The sequence below is a fragment of the Saccharopolyspora hirsuta genome, from assembly GCF_008630535.1.
Taxonomy (GTDB): Bacteria; Actinomycetota; Actinomycetes; order Mycobacteriales; family Pseudonocardiaceae; genus Saccharopolyspora; species Saccharopolyspora hirsuta.
In genome coordinates this window covers 27193-48639 of record NZ_VWPH01000007.1, presented here as the reverse complement: position 1 = coordinate 48639, position 21447 = coordinate 27193, and the positions used below count along the sequence as shown (strand labels likewise).

19 protein-coding genes and 1 riboswitch are annotated in these 21447 nt (G+C 72.3%); of the genes, 18 read left to right on the top strand and 1 reads right to left on the bottom strand.

Translation table 11 applies throughout. From position 1 onward, the window contains the following. Positions 1-12 precede the first annotated feature (12 nt). From F1721_RS15950 to F1721_RS15915, 9 genes are all read left to right on the top strand, one after another. Positions 13-912, top strand: coding sequence for a LysR family transcriptional regulator (locus tag F1721_RS15950; RefSeq protein ID WP_150067489.1), 900 nt, complete (start codon positions 13-15; stop codon positions 910-912). 138 nt (positions 913-1050) lie between these two features. Further along, the gene (locus tag F1721_RS35355; RefSeq protein WP_281288766.1) at positions 1051-1179 is read left to right on the top strand and encodes a hypothetical protein; all 129 of its coding nucleotides are present in this window, start codon (positions 1051-1053) and stop codon (positions 1177-1179) included. 169 nt (positions 1180-1348) lie between these two features. Then, positions 1349-2599 (top strand): MFS transporter, encoded by a 1251-nt coding sequence (locus F1721_RS15945; RefSeq protein WP_150067488.1) that lies wholly within the window; start codon positions 1349-1351, stop codon positions 2597-2599. A gap of 103 nt (positions 2600-2702) precedes the next feature. Next, a complete protein-coding gene (locus tag F1721_RS15940; protein ID WP_150067487.1) occupies positions 2703-3563 on the top strand; it encodes a sugar phosphate isomerase/epimerase family protein in 861 nt (286 codons plus the stop codon). A gap of 97 nt (positions 3564-3660) precedes the next feature. After that, positions 3661-3785, top strand: a riboswitch (cobalamin riboswitch). Between the two features lie 53 nt (positions 3786-3838). Next, positions 3839-5854 carry a putative cobaltochelatase gene (locus tag F1721_RS15935; RefSeq protein ID WP_150067486.1) on the top strand — a complete coding sequence of 672 codons (2016 nt, stop codon included), beginning with the start codon at positions 3839-3841 and terminating at the stop codon, positions 5852-5854. 333 nt (positions 5855-6187) lie between these two features. Beyond that, a complete protein-coding gene (locus F1721_RS15930; RefSeq protein WP_150067485.1) occupies positions 6188-7258 on the top strand; it encodes a DUF6346 domain-containing protein in 1071 nt (356 codons plus the stop codon). A 17-nt stretch (positions 7259-7275) separates the two neighbouring features. Next, positions 7276-7695, top strand: coding sequence for a YbaB/EbfC family nucleoid-associated protein (locus F1721_RS15925; RefSeq protein WP_150067484.1), 420 nt, complete (start codon positions 7276-7278; stop codon positions 7693-7695). 15 nt (positions 7696-7710) lie between these two features. Beyond that, complete coding sequence (locus tag F1721_RS15920) at positions 7711-8016, top strand: type VII secretion target (protein ID WP_150067483.1); 306 nt, start codon at positions 7711-7713, stop codon at positions 8014-8016. Between the two features lie 4 nt (positions 8017-8020). Then, entirely contained in the window at positions 8021-9307 is a 1287-nt protein-coding gene (locus F1721_RS15915; protein ID WP_150067482.1) for a WXG100 family type VII secretion target, read from the top strand. Positions 9308-9355: 48 nt separating this feature from the next. Here F1721_RS15915 and F1721_RS15910 read toward each other — a convergent pair whose 3' ends face one another. Further along, positions 9356-10513: an MFS transporter gene (locus tag F1721_RS15910; RefSeq protein WP_150067481.1), complete on the bottom strand. Its 1158-nt coding sequence runs from the start codon at positions 10511-10513 to the stop codon at positions 9356-9358. Positions 10514-10730: 217 nt separating this feature from the next. On the opposite strand from F1721_RS15910, the gene F1721_RS15905 reads away from it, so the two are divergent. From F1721_RS15905 to cobJ, 9 genes are all read left to right on the top strand, one after another. Then, positions 10731-11138, top strand: a complete 408-nt coding sequence (locus F1721_RS15905; RefSeq protein ID WP_150067480.1) for a hypothetical protein — start codon at positions 10731-10733, stop codon at positions 11136-11138. After that, entirely contained in the window at positions 11135-11695 is a 561-nt protein-coding gene (locus tag F1721_RS15900; RefSeq protein ID WP_150067479.1) for a DUF3558 domain-containing protein, read from the top strand. Before F1721_RS15905 ends, F1721_RS15900 begins: the two co-directional genes overlap by 4 nt. Positions 11696-11733: 38 nt before the next feature. Then, positions 11734-13218, top strand: coding sequence for a PPE domain-containing protein (locus F1721_RS15895; protein WP_150067478.1), 1485 nt, complete (start codon positions 11734-11736; stop codon positions 13216-13218). 76 nt (positions 13219-13294) lie between these two features. After that, positions 13295-14083: an ESX secretion-associated protein EspG gene (locus F1721_RS15890; RefSeq protein WP_150067477.1), complete on the top strand. Its 789-nt coding sequence runs from the start codon at positions 13295-13297 to the stop codon at positions 14081-14083. A 90-nt stretch (positions 14084-14173) separates the two neighbouring features. Beyond that, the gene (gene cobO, locus F1721_RS15885; protein ID WP_150067476.1) at positions 14174-14788 is read left to right on the top strand and encodes a cob(I)yrinic acid a,c-diamide adenosyltransferase; all 615 of its coding nucleotides are present in this window, start codon (positions 14174-14176) and stop codon (positions 14786-14788) included. Further along, positions 14782-16140 (top strand): cobyrinic acid a,c-diamide synthase CobB, encoded by a 1359-nt coding sequence (locus F1721_RS15880; RefSeq protein WP_150067475.1) that lies wholly within the window; start codon positions 14782-14784, stop codon positions 16138-16140. The genes cobO and F1721_RS15880 overlap by 7 nt, the downstream gene beginning before the upstream one ends. Positions 16141-16446: 306 nt before the next feature. Then, positions 16447-17829, top strand: a complete 1383-nt coding sequence (gene cobM / locus F1721_RS15875; protein ID WP_150067474.1) for a precorrin-4 C(11)-methyltransferase — start codon at positions 16447-16449, stop codon at positions 17827-17829. A gap of 178 nt (positions 17830-18007) precedes the next feature. Next, entirely contained in the window at positions 18008-19210 is a 1203-nt protein-coding gene (cbiE, locus tag F1721_RS15870; RefSeq protein ID WP_150067473.1) for a precorrin-6y C5,15-methyltransferase (decarboxylating) subunit CbiE, read from the top strand. 478 nt (positions 19211-19688) lie between these two features. Then, the gene (cobJ, locus tag F1721_RS15865; protein WP_150067472.1) at positions 19689-21446 is read left to right on the top strand and encodes a precorrin-3B C(17)-methyltransferase; all 1758 of its coding nucleotides are present in this window, start codon (positions 19689-19691) and stop codon (positions 21444-21446) included. Position 21447 lies beyond the last annotated feature (1 nt).

Genomic DNA, 21447 nt, shown 5'->3' with positions numbered 1-21447 from the left:
TAGCCAGGGGTTATGGACGTTCACGGGCGCGATCTGCGCTACTTCGCCGTGGTCGCCGAGGAGCTGAACTTCACGCGGGCCGCCGAGCGCCTGTACGTCTCCCAGCCCGCGCTCAGCAAGCAGATCCGGATGCTGGAGAAGCAGCTCGGCGCGTCCCTGTTCCGCCGGGACCGGAGGACCGTGCGGCTGACCGCGGTGGGGGAGGCCCTGCTGCCGCGCGCCCGCGAGGTGCTGGCCGCGTGGCGGGCCGCCGAGGCGGCGGTGGAGGAGGCCAAGGCCGCTGAACGGCACACCCTGGTGATCGGCATGTCCACCAGCCCCGGTCGCGGGCTGCTGCCCGCTCTGCGGACCCGGCTGGCCTCCCTGCGCCCGGACGCGCGGCCCGTCCTGCGGCAGGTCGGGTGGGCCGACCCCAGCGCCGGGCTGGCGGACGGGTCGAGCGATGTCGCGTTCGTCTGGCTGCCGCTGCCGGACGGGGACCGCTACCGGTACGAGGTGGTGGCTCAGGAGCCGCGCCTGGTGGCGCTGCGGCACGACCACCCCCTGGCGGCGGCGGGTGCGGTGGACTTCACCGATCTCCTCGACGAGCCGTTCCTCGCCCTCCCGCCCGAGGCCGGTCCGCTGCGGGACTACTGGCTGGCCCTGGACGCCCGGGGAGGTCGCGAGCCGCGGATCGGCGGGGTGGTGGCCAGCGCCGAGGAGACCCACGAGGCGGTCGCCAACGGCCAGGGAGTGGTGCTGCTGGCGGCGGGCAACGCCCCGATCGTCGTCCGGGACGAGGTGATCGCGGTACCCGTCCGCGGCATCTCCCCGTCGCGCCTGGCGGTGGCCGCCCGCGAGGACGACGAGCGGCCCGCGGTGCTGGCCTACCTGGCAGCTGCGGCGAAGGTGGCGGCGACCATCGCCCCGTGAGCGGTTTTCGTTGCTGTGCAGCGGTTCTCGCGCCCGGACCTCGAAGTCCGCGCGTGACCGGCGCTACGCCGAGCTTGACCCCGCGCGGTCGAGGTGTCAGGCTCCACCGCGTTCAGCAACGACGTGGAGGAGCCGGAAATGGGCGCATCGGTCGGCGTTCTCGCCGCGCTGCGCTCCGTCGCGCTCCCACCGGACCCGGCGCTCCGCGGCCGGGTCAACCGCGCGCACCCCTTCTGCCGGTCCCGGACCGGCCCCGACGCCGCCTGAGCCTGTCCTGGCCCAGGTGGCGCGACCGCGCGCTTCCACACCCGCGAGCAATCCCTGACGTGCTCGCGTTCTTTCACCTCACCGGGACAGCCCGAATCATCGGCGCGATCCCGGTTGCACGTGCGTTCGCGCCGGTTCGCGCACACCGCCGTGCACTAGGAGGAGAACCATGTCCGCACCGCCGCTTCTGGAACGGATCGGCATTCCACCAACGCTGAAGTGGGGTTTCGTCGGCCTGCTGGTCTTCATGATCGGCGACGGCGTGGAAACCGGGTACCTGTCGGCGTTCCTGGTCCAGGAGCAGGGCTTCAGCGAAGGCCGCGTCGCCCTGATCTTCACCATCTACGGCATCACCGCGGCCGCCGCCTACTGGTTCTCGGCGGCGCTGTCGGACATCTGGGGCCCGCGCCGGGTGATGTTCCTGGGCGCGGGGATCTGGATCGCCTTCCACGTCCTGTTCGTGGCGGGCGGGATCATGGCGCACAACTACCCGCTGCTGCTGGTCAGCTACGCGATCCGCGGGTTCGGGTACCCGCTGTTCGGCTACGCCTTCCTGGTGTGGATCACGGCGAGCACCGAGACCCGGCGGCTGGGCACCGCTGCCGGGTGGTTCTGGTTCGCCTACAGCGCCGGGTTCGCCGCGCTCGGCCCGCAGCTGGCCAACCTCGCCATCCCGCTGATCGGCCAGCTCGGCACGCTGTGGCTCGGGCTGGCGGTGATCGTCCTCGGCGCCCTGCTGATGCTGCTGGTGCGCGACCCGAACGGGGACCGGCCGACGTCCGCGGTCGACGAGAAGCCCCTGCGCAGCCTGCTCGCCGGGCTGACGATCCTGTGGCAGCGGCCGCGGATGACCGCCGGGATGCTGGTGCGGATGATCAACAGCATCCCGCAGTACGGGTTCATCGTCTTCATGCCGATCTTCTACACCCGCGAACTCGGGTTCACGCTGTCGCAGTGGCTGACGGTCTCGTCGGTGATGTTCGTCAGCAACATCTTCTTCAACCTGGTCAGCGGCATCCTCGGGGACCGCTTCGGGTTCGCGGTGGTGGTGCGCTGGATGGGCGGTGTCGGCTGCGCGGTGACCACGCTGCTGTTCCACTACCTGCCGCTGACCACGCACAGCTACGCCGCGGCGCTGATCACCTCGGTGCTCTACGGCGCGACGCTGGCCGGGTTCGTGCCGATGTCCGCGCTGATGCCGACCATGGCCCCGGACCGGCGGGGTGCGGCGATGGCGGCGCTGAACCTCGGTGCCGGGCTGGCCACCGCGGTCGGCCCGGCGATCGTCGGGATCACGCTGCCGCTGTTCGGCGTCGGCGGCGTGATGTGGGTCTTCGCCGCGCTGTACGTGGTCGCGGCGTTGCTCACGCTGGTGCTCAAGGTGCCGAGCCCGCAGGCCGCTGAGCAGGTCAGGGCCTGAATGCGCGCTCGCGCAGGTGGCGGGCCGTGAGCACTTTTCGGCGTTCTGGCACCGCGAAGTGCGCACGGCAGGCATTGCAATCCGGAGAAACGAGGAGTGGGAAGTGAACCTGATCGGAATTCACGCCGGGGTGTGGGTCGGCGGCTGGAGCCCGGAGGAGACCCGGCTCGCGCTGGGCAGGGCGAAGGAGACCGGCTACGACCTGATCGAGCTGACCGCCACGGACTTCTCGGCGATCGACACCGACCTGGTGCGGCAGCTGCTCGACGAGCACGGGCTGGCGGCGTCGGCGTCGCTCGGGCTGACCTTCGACGCCGACGTCAACAACGACGACCCGGCGGTGGTGCAGCGCGGCCGGGACAAGCTCGGCGGCGCGCTCGACCTGGTGCACCGGATCGGGTCGAAGTACCTGATCGGCGCCCTGTACTCGACGCTCGGCAAGTACCCGACGGCGGCCACGCCGCAGGCGCGGGCCAACGCCGTCGCCGCGATCCGCGACCTGGCGGCGCAGGCCGCCGACCTCGGCATCACGCTGGGCCTGGAGATCCTCAACCGGTACGAGACGAACCTGCTCAACACCGCCCGGCAGGCGTTGGAGTTCCTCGACGACGTCGGCGCGGACAACGTCACCGTCCACCTCGACACGTACCATATGAACATCGAAGAGCCGGACTTCGTGCGGCCGGTGCAGGAAGCCGGGGAGCGGCTCGGGTACGTGCACATCGGGGAGAGCCACCGCGGCTACCTCGGGTCGGGCACGATCGACTTCCCGGCGTTCTTCCGCGCGCTGGTGGACATCGGCTACACCGGGCCGATCACCTTCGAGAGCTTCTCCTCGGCGGTGGTGGACCCGGCGCTGTCGGACACCCTCGCGGTCTGGCGGAACCTCTGGGACGACAACGAGGACCTGGCCCGCCACGCCCACCGCTTCATCACCGACGGCCTGCACTCCGCGCGGAGGTGACGGCCGTAGTGGCGCAGGTCTCGCCGGGGTGGTGGACGGTTGGTCCGCCGCCCCGGTTCTGCGACGATGCTCCGTGATCCGAATGCAAGGGGTGCGGCAGGAAGCCGGTGCGAATCCGGCACGGTCGGCGCCACTGTGACCGGGGAGCGGCCCTCCCCCGAGAGCCACCGGGGAGACCTGGGAAGGCCGGAGGGGCGCGGAGATCCGGGAGTCAGGACACTGCGACCCCTTGTTCCCGCCACCGGGGCGTCCGCACCCCGAGGAAGGAACCCGGCATGACCGCTGCTCCGCGCTTCCCCTTCTCGGCCGTCGTCGGCCACGACGATCTGCGGCTGGCACTGCTGCTCAACGCCGTGCACCCGCGCATCGGCGGGGTGCTGGTCCGCGGCGAGAAGGGCACGGCGAAGTCCACCGTGGTGCGCGCGCTCGCGTCGCTGCTGCCGCCGCTGGACGTGGTCGCCGACTGCCGCTTCGGGTGCGCCCCGAGCAGCCCCGACCCGCAGTGCCCGGACGGTCCGCACGACTCGGCTTCGACGCAGCGCCCGGCGCAGCTCGTCGAACTGCCGGTGGGCGCCACCGAGGACCGCCTGATCGGTTCGCTGGACCTGGAGCGCGCGCTGACCGAAGGTGTCCGCGCCTTCCAACCCGGCCTGCTGGCCGCCGCGCACCGCGGCGTGCTGTACGTCGACGAGGTCAACCTGCTGCACGACCACCTGGTCGACCTGCTGCTGGACGCCGCCGCGATGGGCCGCGCGCACGTCGAGCGGGAAGGCGTCTCGGTCTCGCACGCGGCGTCGTTCCTGCTGGTCGGCACGATGAACCCGGAGGAGGGCGAGCTGCGGCCGCAGCTGCTCGACCGGTTCGGCCTCACCGTGCAGGTCGCGGCGTCGCGGGAGGTCGCGACCCGCACCGAGGTGGTGCGCCGCCGACTGGCCTTCGAGGCCGACCCGGTCGGGTTCGCCGCGAAGTGGGCCGACGCCGACGCCGAGCTCGCCGCGCACATCCGCGCCGCCCGCGACCGCGTCGAGCAGGTGGCCCTGCCGGACGCCGAACTCCGCCGGATCTCCGCGCTGTGCGCGTCCTTCGACGTCGACGGGATGCGCGCCGACCTCGTGCTGGCCCGCACGGCGATCGCGCACGCGGCCTGGCGCGGAGCCGAGGCGGTCGCCGAGCAGGACGTCGAAGCGGCGGCCCGCCTCGCGCTGCCGCACCGCCGCCGCCGAGACCCCTTCGACGAACCCGGGATGGCCGAGGACCAGCTGGAACAGGCGCTCGCCGAGGCGGCGGAGCACGCCGAGGACGACGGCGACGAACCCCCGGAGGGGCCGGACGGCCCCGACGGCGGCGGGCAGGCGCCGGACGGGCCGACGGAGCCGACCGGCGGAGGCGGCGCGGAGGAGCGCAGCGACGGCCGCGCCCCGGCGGACAAGGCGCCGGCGGCGCCGACGCCGGCGTTCCGGGCGCGGTTGCTGGAGGTGCCGGGGCTCGGCGACGGGGCGCCGGGACGGCGCTCGCGGTCGCGGTCGCGGAGCGGCCGGACGACGCGGTCGTCCACTGTGGAGGGGCACGGGGTCCACGTGGCCGCCACGCTGGCGGCTGCTGCGCCGCACCAGGTCGCGCGGGGGCGCAGCGGTCCGGGGCTGGTGCTGCGGTCCGACGACTTGCGGCGTGAGATCCGGGAGGGGCGCGAGGGCAACCTCGTGCTGTTCGCGGTGGACGCCTCCGGGTCGATGGCGGCCAGGGAGCGGATGTCCGCGGTCAGCGGTGCGGTCCTTTCCCTGCTGCGCGACGCCTACCAGCGGCGCGACAAGGTCGGTGTGGTCACGTTCCGGGGCGACTCCGCCGAACTCGCGCTGCCGCCGACGTCCTCTGTGGACATCGCGGCGGCGCGGATGCGCGGGCTGCGCACGGGTGGTCGCACTCCGCTCGCGGACGGGTTGCTGCAGGTCCAGCGGGTGGTGCAGCGGGAGCGGACGCGCGATCCGCAGCGCCGGGCGCTGGTCGTGCTGCTGACCGACGGGCGGGCCACCGTGGCGGTGAACTCCGGGCTGAGCGGGCGGGATCGCGCGCAGCGCGCCGTCGACGACGCGCTGCGCGCCGCCGGGCTGGTGGCCGAGACGGGAGCGGCGTCGATCGTGGTGGACTGCGAGAACGGGATGGTCCGGCTGGGTCTGCCCGCGCGGTTGGCCGCTGCCCTGGGTGGTCCGTGCCTGCGGCTCGAGGAGCTGTCCGCGGAGAACGTCGCAGGTGTGGTCCGTGCCGTGCGGGATGAACGCCCGCGAGCCGCTTGATCTCGTTTTGGTTACGAGATTCTCGATAGCGAGTACCGACCCACTGGTCGGATTGGTACGGTGGCTGCCGTCCACCTGACCCCCAGGGGTGGACTTGCGAAGTGCCCCCGCGCTCCCGGCGACCCCCAGGCTGGTTGAGTGCGGGGGCTCTTTTTGCGCTCTGCGCCGGAGTTGTCGGCGGTCGTTGTGACGAATCCCGCAGGTGCACCGGTGTCTCCGGGGCGGCCTGACCACGATGTGCTCTGGTTGTGGTGAAGTGTGCCGGAAAGGGAAGTGCTGGGCGGTTTTCCCGGTAGTTCCGGAGCGTGCGGATGTTCGGGAGGCGACCGACGTATGACCGGTCCCGACGAGTTCGGCATCGCGGGTGGTGGGCGCTCGAAACCGGACGCCGACGCCCCGGACCGGGATGGGGAACCAGCGCGGAACCCGCGCACCCCGCCGTGGCGGGAGCCGTGGACGAGCCTGCCCGGCGTCGGGCGGTGGGCGGACCTGCCGGGGGTGGAGCGGTTCTGGCGGGTCACCTACGTGGTCTCGCAGGTGCTGGTGCGGGCGTTGCTGGCGCTGGTGCTGTTCACCGTTGGCGTCAACATGGGTGTGCTGAACGCCGACGGTGCTGTGGCGAGGAGCGGAACTGCGCTGGCCGCGCACTGCGAGCGGGTCGGGCCGGTCAGCCGCTCCGGTTTGGGCTGGTACTGGTCGTGCGATGCGCAGATCACCTGGTCCGACGGCGAGGTGACGCGGAAGGTGTTCCGGAACTCGGAACTGACGCCGGAGAACCAGACCCGGCCTGCGCCCGTGGTCTACCGCAAGGCGGCGAGGGGCGGGGACTTCATCGCGGTCGACGCACCACGTCCTTTCGCCGGTCTGGGCTATTCCCTTTTCGTCGCGTTGACCTTCGCGACCTTCTACGGCGTGCGGATTCCGGGTGTGCCGCCGATGCCCGCCGACCGCAAGCGGGAACGGCGTCGGCGGGTGCGGCTGCAGTGGTGGCAGCCGTTGGCGCTGCCGATCGGTTGGGGCCTGGTGATCGCGGGTGGTCTCGGCACCGCATCCGCGGCCCCGACGGCCAGTTCGGTGCTGGTGATCCTGCTCGGATACCTCGCCCTCATCGCAGGTTGGTTCGTATCGCAGCTGCGGCGGAAGAAGGGTGTCGTCGAGCCGAAGGCGCTGCCGCCGGAGCGGACGCGGCGGGTCGGGAAGGTCGGGAGCTGGTTGGTGGTTCTCGGCGGGGCGGCGGCGGTCTTGAGCGCTGTGCTCACCATCCCGGACTGGCTGGCCGTCGTCAGGGCTGTGGCGGTGCCGCTGGCCGCGGTCGCGGTGGGGGTCCGGTTGAAGCTCGTCGCCGACCGGCGACTCGGTGGAACCGATTCGGTGGAAACCGCGTCCAACCGGACAACTGCGTAGCGATCGGGAGGAATGGCGTGGAACAGTCGCCGGAGCAGTGGTTGGCGATGATGCAGGAGCGGGCTGACGAGATGGTGCGCCAGTCCGAGCAGATCCAGCAGCAGATGCAGGAGATGGCCGAGACGGCGAGCGATCCCGACGGCGCGGTGTCGGTCACGGTCGGTGCCAACGGTGCGCTGAAGGACCTGCGGATCGACCAGCGGGCGATGCGCCGGAGCGCGGCGGACCTGCAGGCGACGATCCTGCAGCTCGCCGGGCAGGCGCAGGCCGCGGTGGCCGGTCGGGTGGTCAGCGCGGTCGAGCCGGTGGCGGGCGCTGCCGGGATGGACTTCCTGCGCTCCCAGCTCCCGGCCGAGCCGGAGCCCGAGGGGGCGGCGAACCGGCGCCCCGATCCGGACGACCACGACGACGAACCGCCGCAGACCTTCCTCCGCTGACCAGGAGCAGCCACGATGTCGCAATTCGCCGTGAAACCCGCCGCGCTGCGGTCGCACTCGGAGTACCTGTCGGAACTCGCGGGCAAGGTCTCGGCCGCCGCGGACAAGGCCAGCGGGGTCAGCTTCGGCGTGGACTCCTTCGGCCTGGTGGGGCAGATGTTCGCCACCCAGGCCCGGGAGACCTCGCAGCAGGCCGCCGAGCAGATCCGCACCTTCTCGCAGAACACCGACCTGCTCGGCGAGGCCGTCAGCGCGTGCGCGGCCGACTACGAGGGCGACGACCAGCGCAACGCTGATTCCATCGGAAAGATCGAGGTGTGAGCTGATGTCGTCGATGTTCGTCGACACCGAGGCGCCGTCCCTGGAGTCCGGGACCTGGAGCGCCGGAGCGGGAATCGTGGACTCGGCCCGCGCCACCGCCAACGCCGTGCAGAGCGGCGACTGGGGCGACCTCGCCGCCAGCGGCGGTGTGCTCGCCCTCGACGGGCTGCTGCTGGCGATCGACCCGGTCGGCTCCGCGCTGGCCGCGGGCGTCGGCTGGCTGATGGAGCACCTCGCGCCGCTGCGCGAGCTGCTCGACTTCGTCGCCGGTGATCCGAACGCGATCAAGGAGGGCGCGGACACCTGGCTGGCCATCAAGGAGGACCTGCAGCAGCTCGCCGACGAGCTGCCCGGGCAGGCCGAGCAGCAGACCGCCGAGTGGTCCGGTCAGGCCAAGGACGCGTACTCGCGGCAGGTCAAGGAGTACACCGACGGTCTGCAGGCGCTGTCGATCAGCGCCGGAAGCGCCTCGGCGACGATCGCCACCGCGGGCACGATGGTGGCCACGACGCGCGGCATCATCCGCGACATCATCGCCGCGATCGTCGCGGAGCTGATCAAGGGCGCGCTCGCGGCGCTGGCCGGTTCCGTGGTCAGCTTCGGCGCGACGGTGGCCGGGTACCTGGCCTACGCGGCCGGGCGGATCGGTATGACCATCGCCAAGATCACCAGCAAGATCAGCGCGCTGCTGGCCAAGCTCGGCAAGGCGGGCGCGCTGATGGCGCGGGCGCTGGACGACATGGCCAAGGTCGGTTCGAAGATCGGCGCGGACCTGGTCACCTCGGGGGCGAAGGTGTTCCCGGCGTCCCCGGCGCTGGGCGGGGCCACGCACGCGGCGGGGCGCATGGCCACGGCGGGTGCGAACGGCATGGAGGCCGTGGCGCCGGGCGTGACGCGCGCCGCGGACGGGCTCACCAGCGCGGCCGGTCGCACCGCGGACGCCGCGACCGGCCTGACCCGGGGTTCGGAGAACCTGGCGGGTACCGGGCTGCGGTGGATGAACGGCGCGGACGACGCTGGCCGGTCGGTCGCCGAGGGAGTGGGCAGGAGGGCCCAGGACTGGGTCCAGGGCACCGGCTACCAGGGGCGTTACGCCGACGACATCAACCAGTGGACGAACGTGGTGAAGCCGGAGAGCGCGATGACCCGCGGGGCGCTCGGGGCCGAGCAGTACCACGAGCAGAACTACGACGGCGATTCCGGTTCGTACTACGACGGCTACAACGGCAGCGGTCAGTACACCGGTGAGCACGGCAGGGACGGCTACCGCGACGCGCCGCGTCCCGAGTAGGTCGTGAGCGGCGATGGTCGTAAGCGCGGCCATCGCCGCTCACGACGTTCACACGGGTGCGGTGCGGGTCTGGTAGCGGTAGCGGCACGCGGCCGCGATGATCAGCAGCGGGATCGCGGTCGCTGCGGCGACGCCGAAGAGCAGCGCGTACGCGCCGCGGTCGGCGAGGTGACCGGCCGCCGCCGATGCGGCTGCGCTGCCGAGGAACAGGGCCGAGGCGAACAGCGACACCGTCAGGCCGCGGGCTTCGGGGACCACCGAGGTGGCCCAGGTCTGCAGCGACGAGTGCATGAACGACCAGCCGCCGCCGAGCAGCAGGGCCGTGATCACCACCGACGGGATGTCCGTCCGCAGCACCACGACCAGGTAGCCGACCGCCATCGAGGCGCCGCCGATCGCGATCAGCTGCCACACCGCGAGCCGCCGCCCCAACGCCTTGACCAGCCGGGAGAACAGCCACACCCCGACGCCGTAGGTGGCGGTGGCCAAGCCCGCCACCGCGACGTCGACCCCGCGGTGCACCAGCGCGGACGGCAGGAAGGTCAGGATGCCCAGCAGCACCGCGCCTTCCACGAAGACCAGCCCGAACACCAGCAGCGCCCAGCGGTTCGTCAGCACCACCGCCAGGTGCTTGCGCATCCCGGCGACGTGAGCGCGTTCCGGCTCCGGCAGTCGGCCCAGCAGCACGGCGCACACCGCCGCGCACAGCGCCGGGAGCGCGAAAACCACGCGCCAGTCCAGAAAACTCGCCAGCACACCGCCGATCGCGGTGGCCAGCGCGGTCCCCAGCGCCGACGCCGCCATGAGGTCGGAAAGGGCGCCCTGCCGCCGCTCCGGGGAAACCGTGTCGCCGACGTAGGTCAGCGACGCCGGAACGATGGCGCCCACGCACGCGCCCGTGATCACCCGCGCGACGACCAGCGCGGCCAGGTTCGGGGCCAGCGCGGACGCGATTCCGGTGACCGCCGCGGCGAAGAGCGTGCCGCGCATGACGACGATGCGCCCGAACCGGTCCGACAGCATCCCCCACACCGGCTGCATCAGCCCGTAGGCGAGGAAGTACCCGCTGGCGGCGGCCACCGCGGAGGCCAGTGGAACCTCCATCCCGAGCGCGATCAGCACCAGCATCGGCGTGACCGCGAACCGGTCGAAGTTGGAGATCAGCGTGGCGGCGGACAGCACCAGCGGTGGCCTGGCGGACGGCATCGGGCAGCTCCTCTTCTGGGACGCCCGTCCATGTTCACCGACGACCGCCCGCCGAGCGCCGTGAAGTTGACCACGCCGGATCTGGCCGGTTGCTCCGTTGGGGTGTATCTGGCCGGAGGCTTGCGAATCCGTCTCGTACTCGCCTACGCGCGAGCGCGGCGGTGCTAATTTCTTAGCCGTTTGGGACGGACCGGACATGCCTGGGGGAGGACTGTCGATGACGGAGCCAGTTGGGACGGGGGCTGGCGCGGTGGCAGGGCTCGCCGCTTCGAACGACGCGATGCAAGGCATCATCAGCGCGGCCAACAGCGGCTCGTTTCGCGTCACGCCCGAGGCGGGCGACGAGCTGATCAGGATATTCGAGGACTTCCAGGGTGAGCTCGGCGATATGCAGCGCGACATCAGGCAGCTCGCGCGTGAAACCCCGCTCGGGGACAGCCCGGCTGGGCAAGCCATCAGCAACTTCAACAAGCAGGTTGCGGCAGGCGGGGACGGCCGTTCGTACGAAGAGATGATCAGGCAAATGCGGGAACGCGTGCCCCAGGTGATCGAGGCGATCAAAAAGGGCATTCAAACTTATCAGGACGTGGACGAGGGCAACGCCAATTTCGGCGTGCAGGCATGAGATCGGGGTTTGTTCGGGTGCGTAAGAGGGCTTCGCGTTTCGCTGCGCTGGCAGCATTCATGACGCTACTGGCCAGTGCTGCTGCGTGTGGCACTGGGCAGTCGGGTACATCAACCCCTACCGGTGCACCTGCGCCGACGAGTTCCGCTGACGCCGGATCCGGCCTTGCGGAACTGGATGCTTGCCAGGTTTTCGACGCTGAAGCGACTTCGCAGCTGGGACTCGAAGGCACTGGTGAGGTGAAGGACTTCGCTGGTGGGCGTGGATGTGACTGGGATACGGCAGAGGGCGGTATCCGGGTTGTGCTCTACGACAGCACTTCGTTGGAGCAGCAGAACCTCTCTGGCGGCCAGGTCGAGTCCACGACGTTCGCCGGGCACGAGGCGAAGATTCACCGCGAGGCGCTTGGGGCCGGTGACTGCTCGCTGTTGTTCGCAGCGGGGGATTCGTCGTCGGTTTCGCTGGATGCCACCTCGAACGACATGAACACCGATGCCGCTTGCCAGCTCGCGCAGCGTGCTGGCGAACTGGTCGAGGCCAAGCTTCCGAAGAACTGAAGAATTAGTCGAGAACTTAAAAGGAATTGGGGGAAGTCATGACGTCGCCGCAGGGTGGTGGTTCCGAGTACATCGCCGATTACGAGCAGCACGCGTACCAGCAGGGGCAGCAGAAGTACTCCGATGTCTCGAACACCTGGCTGGTCGGGGACGTGCTGAACCAGGTGATGTCGCAGGCCTACGCGAAGCAGGAGGCCGCCAAGTACGGGCAGCAGCAGGCTCAGGTGCTGTCCGCCGACCAGGAGCTTCGGGAGAAGCCCGGGCAGCTCGGCAACACCCACTACCTCTCCTTCGAGCACAAGGAGATGGATCGGTTCGTCAAGGAGAACTTCGATCCGACCGCGGTGCACGACGTCGGCCGCATCTACCACGGGCACGGCGAGAAGTTCCTGGACTTCGCCGAGCAGATCAAGCAGGCCGCGCGCAAGACCGAGCAGACCTGGCAGGGCGAGGCCGGTGACGCCATGCGGGCCCACGTCACGCAGCTGGCCGACCACATGGCGCACTCCGGGAACGCCGCGCAGCTGACCGCGAACCAGATCGGGTTGCAGGCCGAGGCCGGGGAGCGGGCGAAGAACTCGATGCCCGAGGTCGTCGAGTTCGACATGAAGCAGGAGCTGAAGAACTACTTCTCCGATCCGAATCCGTTCACCGCGGTCAGCCGGGCGAACGAGATCGTCGAGAAGCAGGAGAAGAGCCAGGCCGCGCACGCCGAGGCCGCTCAGGTCATGTCGACCATGGAGGGCGACTTCGGGCAGGCCGCCGCGCAGACGCCTGCTTTCGTGCCCGCTCCGCGGGGACCGGAGGACACCGGGCGGCCGCCGGAGTCCCAGCTGCCGATCGGGTCGGTCGACCCGTCGACCAGCATCTCCGGCAGCACTCCGTCGGGCACCCACTCCGCTTGGGCGGGTTCCACGCCGTCGCCGTCCGGTTCGTCGTCGGTGCCTTCGTCGAACCTGGGCGGATCGACTCCTCCGGTGCCGCCGAGCAGCACGAACCCGGTGTGGACGACCCCGGGCGGGAGCGTGCCCGACACGCGGTGGAACCCGCAGACCGGCAGGTGGGAGCGGCGCAATCCCTACAACGGGAACTGGGCTCCGCTTCCGCCCAACCAGCAGCGTCCCGGTCCTGGTGGCATGGGACGTCCGGGCGGCCCTGGAGGTGGCACGGGTCGGCTTGGCGGTGCTGGGGGCATCGGGCGTCCCGGTGGGCTCGGCGGCGGTGTCGGTCGGCTCGGCGGTCTCGGCGCTGGCGGCGCGGGCAACCAGCTCGGAGCCGGTGGCCGTGCCGGGGTCGGCGGGCTCGGAGCCGCAGGTAGCGCCGGGGTGGGCGGAAGTGGCTCTGCCGGTGCGGCCGGTGGTCGCGGTGGTGCCGGGATGGCCGGTGCCGGTGCTGCCGGGCGCGGCCAGGGCGGCAGGTCCGAAGAGGACGACGAGCACGAGAACAAGTACGTGCTCGACACCGACGAGGCTTGGGAAGACCTCGGGCTGCCGAAGGTCGCACCGCCGGTGTTCGGCGAGTAATTTCAACAATTCTGCTCGATTCCCGGGAAAACCGACGTTCTCCCGGGATGTCGACGCGCGCCCACCAGGGGGAATGGTGATCGATTCGTTCACTCTGTCCGCCGAATCGGTGGACATCCTCGGCGAGGACCTGCAACTGGACCTGCGGCAGTTCCCGTTCGAGATCCCGCACTTCTGCGCCACCCTCGACGAGCGCGCCCGGCTTCGCAAGGACGTCTGGTCCGAGCTGGAGCGGCGCCGCCTCGCCGATCGCGGCAGGGCCGAACCGGAGCTGGAGCAGGCTCTGCAGCTGCTGCACCGGCCGGAGGTCGCGGTGGCGGTGACCTCCTACGACGGGAAGTCGGACGCGGTCTACCGGGCCCGCGTGGTCGCCGCCGGGCGCGCCGGGGTGGTCGCGGTCCAGGACGAGCGCGGGCTGCGGATCGAGTTCATCGACGTTCGCGGGCTGGCGCGGGTCTGCGTCGGGCTGCTGCCGGAAGCTCCCGCTGGCAAGCTCGACGCTGGCACGATCGCCGTCGCCGGGGAGCAGAAGCCGCAGCCGGAGCCCAACGCGGAGCCGGACTCGTGGCTCGGTGCGGCGCAGCCGAGCGCCTCCGGGCGAGGGGGCGGGGACATGCGCAAGGTGGAGCGGATCATGGCGCTGCCCCTGCGGAGCGTCGGGTACTTCGTGGTCACCGGTGTCGACGCGGATGGCCAGCAGGTCCGGCTCCCGGCGATCAGCTGGCGGGACACCGAGGAGGGCCGCTACAGCGTCACCACCCGCCGCAACCACGACGGCCAGCGCTGGAACACCTTCAGCCCGGCGGACAAACCCCGCCTGGCCCGCTACCTCGACGAACAGCTGGCGTCCGTCCGGCCGCGCTGAGGCCGTGAGTGCGAAAGCCGCCTCCAGCCGGTTTTCGCACTCACGACCTGCGGTGATCGGCTCACGATCGACTTCGTTAGGGTTTCGGGCATGCCGCAGGGACAGCCTTCCACCGTGCCGAACGACGGACTCACCACCCGCCAGCGCCGCAACCGACCGCTGGTCGTGGTGCACACCGGCGAGATGAAGGGCAAGTCCACCGCCGCGTTCGGGCTCGCGCTGCGCGGCTGGAACCAGGGCTGGTCGATCGGGGTGTTCCAGTTCGTCAAGTCCGCGAAGTGGCGGGTCGGCGAGGAGTCCGCGTTCCGCGCGCTGGGTCGGCTGCACGAGGAGACCGGCGAGGGCGGTCCGGTCGAGTGGCACAAGATGGGCGAGGGCTGGTCCTGGGCGCGCAAGAAGGGCAGCGAGGAGGACCACGCCGCCGCCGCGCTCGAGGGCTGGCGCGAGATCGCGCGGCGGATCGGTGAGCAGCAGCACGGGATGTACGTGCTGGACGAGTTCACCTACCCGCTGCACTGGGGGTGGGTCGACGTCGAGGAGGTCGTGGCGACGCTGCGCGACCGCCCGGGCCATCAGCACGTCGTGATCACCGGCCGCCACGCCCCGCAGGCGCTGCTCGACGCCGCCGACCTGGTGATGGAGACGACCAAGGTCAAGCACCCGATGGACGCCGGGCAGAAGGGCCAGAAGGGCATCGAGTGGTGACCGCTTCCCGGCACGCCCGGGTGGTGCTGGCGGCCCCGGCGTCCGGGCAGGGCAAGACGACGGTGGCGACCGGGCTGCTCGGGGCGCTGCGGCGCCGCGGCACCGACGTCGCGCCGTTCAAGGTCGGCCCGGACTACATCGACCCCGGGTACCACCGGATCGCCGCTGGGCGGCCGGGGCGGAACCTGGACCCGGTGCTGGTCGGCGAGGAGCGGATCGCGCCGCTGTTCCGGCACGGCGCGGCGGAGCTGTCCGTGGTGGAGGGCGTGATGGGGCTGTTCGACGGCCGCATCGGCCCCGGTGAGGGCTTGGCGGTCGGATCCACCGCGCACGTGGCGGAGCTGCTCGACGCGCCGGTCGTGCTGGTGGTCGACGCCCGGGGCCAGAGCCACAGCCTCGCCGCGCTGCTGCACGGTTTCCGCAGCTACCGGCCCGAAGTCCGGGTCGCGGGCGTGATCCTCAACCGCGTCGGTTCGCCGCGCCACGAGCAGGTGCTGCGCGACGCCGCGGACGCCGCGGGGCTGCCGGTGCTCGGCGCCGTCCCGCGCGCCGCCGATCTCGCCGTGCCGTCCCGGCACCTCGGGCTCGTCACCGCCGTCGAGCACGGTGCGGAGGCGGTCCGGGCGGTGGACGCGATGACCGAGGTCGTTGCCAGCTCGGTGGATCTCGACGCGATCGCCGAGATCGCGCGGTCGGCACCGGAGCTCCTGGGGCCGGTCTGGAACCCACAGGACGAGGTCTCTCCGCAGGGTTCACCGGTGGTCGCGGTGGCCGGTGGCCCGGCGTTCACCTTCGCCTACGCAGAGCACGTCGAGCTGCTCGAAGCAGCTGGTGCCGAGGTGGCCGTCGTGGACCCGCTCAACGACGAACGACTTCCCGAGCGCACTGCGGGTTTGGTGCTGCCGGGCGGTTTCCCGGAGCAGCACGCCGCCGAGCTGTCCGCGAACACCGCGCTGCGGCGGGAGATCGCTGCGCTCGCCGCCAGCGGCGCGCCGGTGCACGCCGAGTGCGGCGGACTGCTCTACCTGGCGCAGGAGCTGGACGGGCACCCGTTGTGCGGGGTGCTCGACGCGCGGGCGCGGATGTCGCCGCGCCTGACGCTCGGTTACCGGGATGCGGTGGCCGCCGCGGATTCCGCGCTGTTCCCCGAAGGGGCGCGGGTGAGCGGGCACGAGTTCCACCGCACCGTCCTGGAGCCCGCCCACGGCGCGCAGGCCGCGTGGTTCTGGCGGAGCGGAGCCGCGCAGCGCGAGGGTTTCGTCGACCGCGGGGTGCACGCCTCCTACTTGCACACCCATCCCGCCGGGCAGCCCGGATCGGTCGAGCGGTTCGTGGCGAGGTGCGCGCGGTGAGGCTCGTTGCGCGGCAGGAGAACGGGTTTCGCGTGATCAGGACGGCGGCGTGGGCTCCGCCACGCCGTGCGCCGGGTGCCCGTTTCGGAAGCGTTATCACGGCCGGTGACAGGCGTTGTGCGGGACGTGACCGCGCTGCGGGGCGGGGTGCGGGCACGCGGTACGGTCAGTGCCTGCGAAGGCGGGCGGCGGCTCGGTGAGTTGCGCGCCGCGGGCGCCCCGCCCGCCTGAGGTGTCCGAAGTGGACGGCGCGCCGCAGCTGTCCGCTGTGTTGGTGCTTCCACCCCGAGGCGGAAGAGGAGAGCAATGGTGACTGGCCGGATCTCGTTCATCGGTGCCGGTCCGGGCGCGGCCGACCTGATCACGGTCCGCGGCGCGCGGCGGATCGCCGAAGCCGACGTCGTGGTGTGGTCCGCGAGCCTGGTCGCGCCGGAGTGCATCCAGGAGCACGCCCGCGGCGACGCCGAGCTGATCGACTCCTCCCGCCTGACCCACGAGCAGGCGCTGGAGATCTACCGCCGCGCCGAGCGGGACAAGCTCAAGGTGGTCCGGGTGCACTCCGGCGACCCGTCGATGTGGAGCTCCGTCCAGGAGCAGCACGACGCGTGCGCCCGGATGCACCTGGAGGTCGAGATCGTGCCCGGCGTCCAGCCGTTCTCCGCGGCGGCCGCCGCGATCGGCCGCGAGCTGACCGCGCCGGAGGTCGCCCAGTCGCTGGTGGTGACGCGCCTGGAGGGCGGCCGGACGCCGACGCCCGCGGGCGAGGAGGTGCGCGAGCTCGCCAAGCACGGCACCACGATGGCGCTGTTCCTCTCCGCCTCCCGCACCGCCCAGCTGGTCGAGGAGCTGCGCGCCGGTGGCTACCCGGACGACACCCCGGTGCTGGTCGCCTACAAGGTCACCTGGCCCGACGAGATGCTGGTGCGCACCACGATCGGCGAGCTGGAGAAGACCGTCAAGCAGCGCAAGCTCTGGCGGAACACGCTGTTCATCGTCGGCAAGAGCCTCAGCGGCAGCGGCCCCCGCTCGCACCCGTACCACTTCCACACCTACCGCCGCGCGGAGCCGTCGCCCCGGCGCACGATGCGCCCCAGCACCCCGCGCCGCCGCAGCACCGACCCCGGTGCGCGCCGCGGCGTCGAGCCCGGAGGGCCGCGCGGAGCCGAGCCCGGTGCGGCGGAGCCGCGCGAGACCAACGGCGTCAAGGCCTCGGACGTGGCCTGGTGGGCGGTGCGCGACTGGCAGGAGAGCGCCCGCGGAGCGGCGCGGGTCGCGGCGACCCGCTCGGCCCCGGCCCGGCGCGTGGACGCGGCGCAGTCGCAGCTCTTCGCCGCCGAGGAGCCCGCTGCGGTGACGGCTGAGCCCGTCGCCGTGACCGAGCCGCCCGTCCCCGCATCGCCGGAACCGGCTGCCGACGCCGTGCCTGCGGGGCCAGCCGATGCCGTGCCAGCGGGTGAGGTGGCCGTGCACGCGGAAGCCGCGCCGAAGTCGCGGCGGACCTCCGCGGCCAGCACCACGACGACCAGGGCCACCGCGAAGGCCACCCCCGCCAAGCGGACGACCAAGACCGCGAAGACCACCGGGACCAAGACGACCGCGGCGAAGCGGACGAAGTCCGCGACCGCGGCCAAGCCGAAGCCCGCGGCGAAGCGGAAGTCCCCGGCGAAGGCGGAGCAGCCGGACGACTGACGTCCGATGTGGACGTGCCGCGGCGGAGCCGTCCCCGGTCGCGGCGTCCGTCGGCGTGTGCGCTCCGGTTCCGGGGGTCGGTGGCAGCAGTATTGGAGCAGTTCAGCGAGGAATGCGGCCGTCGGTCGCGCGCGCCGGTCGAGCGCGCGGTCGTGGCCGCCGAGGCGAGGTGGGTGACGTGGCAGTCACGGTGATCGGGATCGATGGCGGCGCCCTGCCCAAGGGCGCTGCGCAGGAGCTGGAGTCGGCGCGGCTGGTGGTGGGCGGCAAGCGGCACCTGGACGCGCACGCGCCCGAGCACGCGCGCAAGCTTGAGCTGGGGCCGCTGGAACCGGCGCTGAACGCGCTGTCCGCGCTGTCCGGCGATGAGCACGGCGTGGTGCTGGCCTCCGGCGATCCCGGCTTCTTCGGCGCGGTGCGCGCGCTGCGCGAGCGCGGCATCCGGTGCTCGGTGCTGCCGTCCACGTCCAGCGTGCAGCAGCTGATGGCCCGCGTCGGCCGGTCGTGGGACGACGTGGTGGTGGTCAGCGCGACCGGTCAGGACCTCGCCCGGGCGATCAACGTCTGCCGCGCCCGCCCGGCCGTGGTGGTGCTGACGACCGCGCCGAAGGCAGGTCCGGCGCAGATCGGGTCCGGTCTGACCGGGTGGCGGCGCACCATGGTGGTCGCCGAGGACCTGGGCGGGCCGAACGAGTCGGTGGTCACCGTGGACCCGGCGGAGGCGGCCAAGCGGACCTGGCGCGAGCCGAACATCGTGCTGTCCCTGGCCGATCTCGACGACGTGCCGCACCGCGGCTGGATCGCCGGTGGTGAGCCGGTTCCCCCGGCCACCGGCTGGGCGCTGCCGGAGGAGGAGTTCTCGCACCGCGACGGCGTGATCACCAAGGCCGAGGTGCGGGCGGTGGCGCTGGCCAAGCTCGCGCCGCGGCCGGGAACCCTGGTGTGGGACGTCGGCGCGGGCTCCGGCTCGGTGGCCGTGGAGTGCGCCCGGCTGGGCGCGGCGGCGATCGCGGTGGAGTCCGACGAGGCGCACGCGGTGCGGCTGATCACCAACGCGGCCAGCCACGGCGTGGACGTGCGGGTGGAGGAGGGCGAAGCCCCGCAGGTCCTGCGCGACCTGCCCCGCCCGGACGCGATCTTCGTCGGCTCCGGCGGCAGCGACGTGGTCACGGCGTGCGCGCACGCCGGAGCGGCCCGCGTGGTGGTGGCGCTGGCGGCGCTGGACCGGGTCGCCCAGACCCGCGAGGCGCTCCGCACGGCGGGCTACGAGGTCGAGGGCGTCCAGCTCTCGGCGGCCCGCCTCGCCGAGCTCCCCGACGGGACGTCCCGCCTGGAGGCGGCGGACCCGGTGGTCCTGATCTCCGGCCGCAAGAAGCCGTAACCCCCGGCCCCGCCGCTGCGAGCCGACGCCCAGACCTCGGTCAGGACCGCAGTTTCAGTGAGGTTTTTCCAGCCTCGTTCTGCGTGGCGGTGCGGGTAGCGGAACCTCAGCGCCCGCCTGGCTGTGGGTGCCCTGACTGATGTATGAGCCGATACACGGCGTCAGGGCTGTCCTCGCCGGAAGGAACCCCGGAGGGGTGGGCACCGTGAACCCGCGGCGGTGCGAGTTGCGAGGGTGGGTTATGCGCCTGCGGCGCATGCGCCCCTCGCCGACCGGTGCCGGTCGCCCTTCGCAGCTGCGGTCCACGGGCAGGATGAAAAAGGCTCAATTGAAAATGCGATCCCCGCCCACGGCGGACCACAGTTTCAACTGAAACTGCAACTCCAGGTGGGCGGGACGTCGTGGTGGCGTTGGGGCGGCTGGAAGCATGCGGGTGGGACCATGCGAGGAGCGCAGTCGACCGGGTAGGGGAGAAGCAGTGATCGGTCTGTTCGCGGTGACCGCGGCGGGACGGCGGGCGGCCGCCGACCTCGCCGGACGGCTGGGGCCGGACGCGGTCGTCGCCGACGGGCCGATCGGGTCCGCCGTGCGGCGCCTCTGGGACCACCTCGACGCGGCGGTGTTCTTCCTGGCCAGCGGGGCCACCGTGCGGTTGGTCGGGCCGCTGCTGCGCGACGAGCGGACCGATCCGGGCGTGGTCTGCGTCGACGAGGAGCGGCGCTTCGCGATCGCGCTGGCCGGGGCGCAGGCCGGTGGTGCCAACGCGCTCGCCGAGCAGGTCGCCGACGTGCTCGACTGCCAGCCGGTGGTCACCACGGCCACCGACGGCACCGGCACCGCCCCGCTGGACGAGCTGGTCGACCAGCTCGACGCCACTGTGGACGGCGACCTGGTGCGGTGCGGGTCGGCGGTGCTCGACGGCCTGCCGGTGCGCCTGGTCAACCCGCACGGCTTCCCGCTGCCCGCTCTGCCGCCGAACGTGTCCCCGGGGGTCGAGGCGCCGCTGTGGACGGTGGTGATCGACGACCGCCGACCGACCGAGGCGGAGGAGCGGACGCTGCGGTTGATCCCGCGCACGCTGGTGGTGGGCGTCGGCTCGGCGCGCGGGGTCTCGCGCACCGCGGTGACCGAGGCCATCGCCCGCCTGGACAGCGAGCACGGCCTGGACCCGCGCGCGATCCGCGCGATCGCCAGCGTGGACGGCAAGGCCGACGAGGCCGGGATCCTGGAAGCGGTGCAGGACCTCGGGTTCTGGCACTCCGCGGACGGCGGGGACGAGCTGTCGCTGCTGACCTACCCGGCCGAGGTGCTGGCCGACGTCGAGGTGCCCAACCCGAGCGCGGCGGTGCGCGCCGAGACCGGCACGCCCAGCGTGGCGGAGGCTTCGGCGCTGCACGCGGGCGCGGAGCTCGGCTACGGGGCCCCGGTCGAGCTGGTCGCGACCAAGATCAAGGGCGACGGCGTGACGGTGGCCGCGGCCCGCATCCACCCCAGGGGCAGGCTCGCCCTCATCGGCTTGGGCCCCGGGGCGGCGGACCTGCGGGTGCCGCGCGCCGACGCGGAACTGCGCCGCGCCTCGGTCGTGGTCGGCCAGGACCGGTACGTCGACCAGGTGCGACACCTGCTGCGGCCCGGCACCGAGGTGCGGGCGACCGGTGCCGGTGACGAGGAGGCCCGCGCGGTCGAGGCGGTCGAACTGGCCCGCGAGGGCCGCGCGGTGGCGCTGATCGGTTCGGGCGACACCGGGGTGCACGCGATGGCGAGCCCGGCGCTGGAGCGGGCGGACGTCGACATCGAGGTCGTCGGGGTCCCGGGGGTGACCGCGGTGCTGGCGGCCTCGGCCCTGCTGGGCGCGCCGCTCGGCCACGACCACGCGCTGATCGGCCTGTCCGACCTGCGCACCCCGTGGGAGGTCATCGAACGCCGAGTGCGCGCGGCGGCCGAGGGCGACCTGGTGGTCTGCTTCCACAACCCGAGCTCCGACCAGCGGAACCGGCAGCTGGCCCGAGCGCTGGAGATCCTGGCCGAGCACCGCCCGGCGACGACCCCGGTGGGCGCGGTCCACCAGGCGACCCGCACCGGCCAGCGGATCTGGTGCGCCCCGATCAGCGAGTTCGACCCGAGCCAGGTGGGCATGTCCACCACGGTCGTCGTCGGCTCCTCCCAGTCCACAGTGGTCGGCCACCGCATGGTCACCCCGCGCACCTACCGCTGGATGGCCACCGGCACCCCCTGAC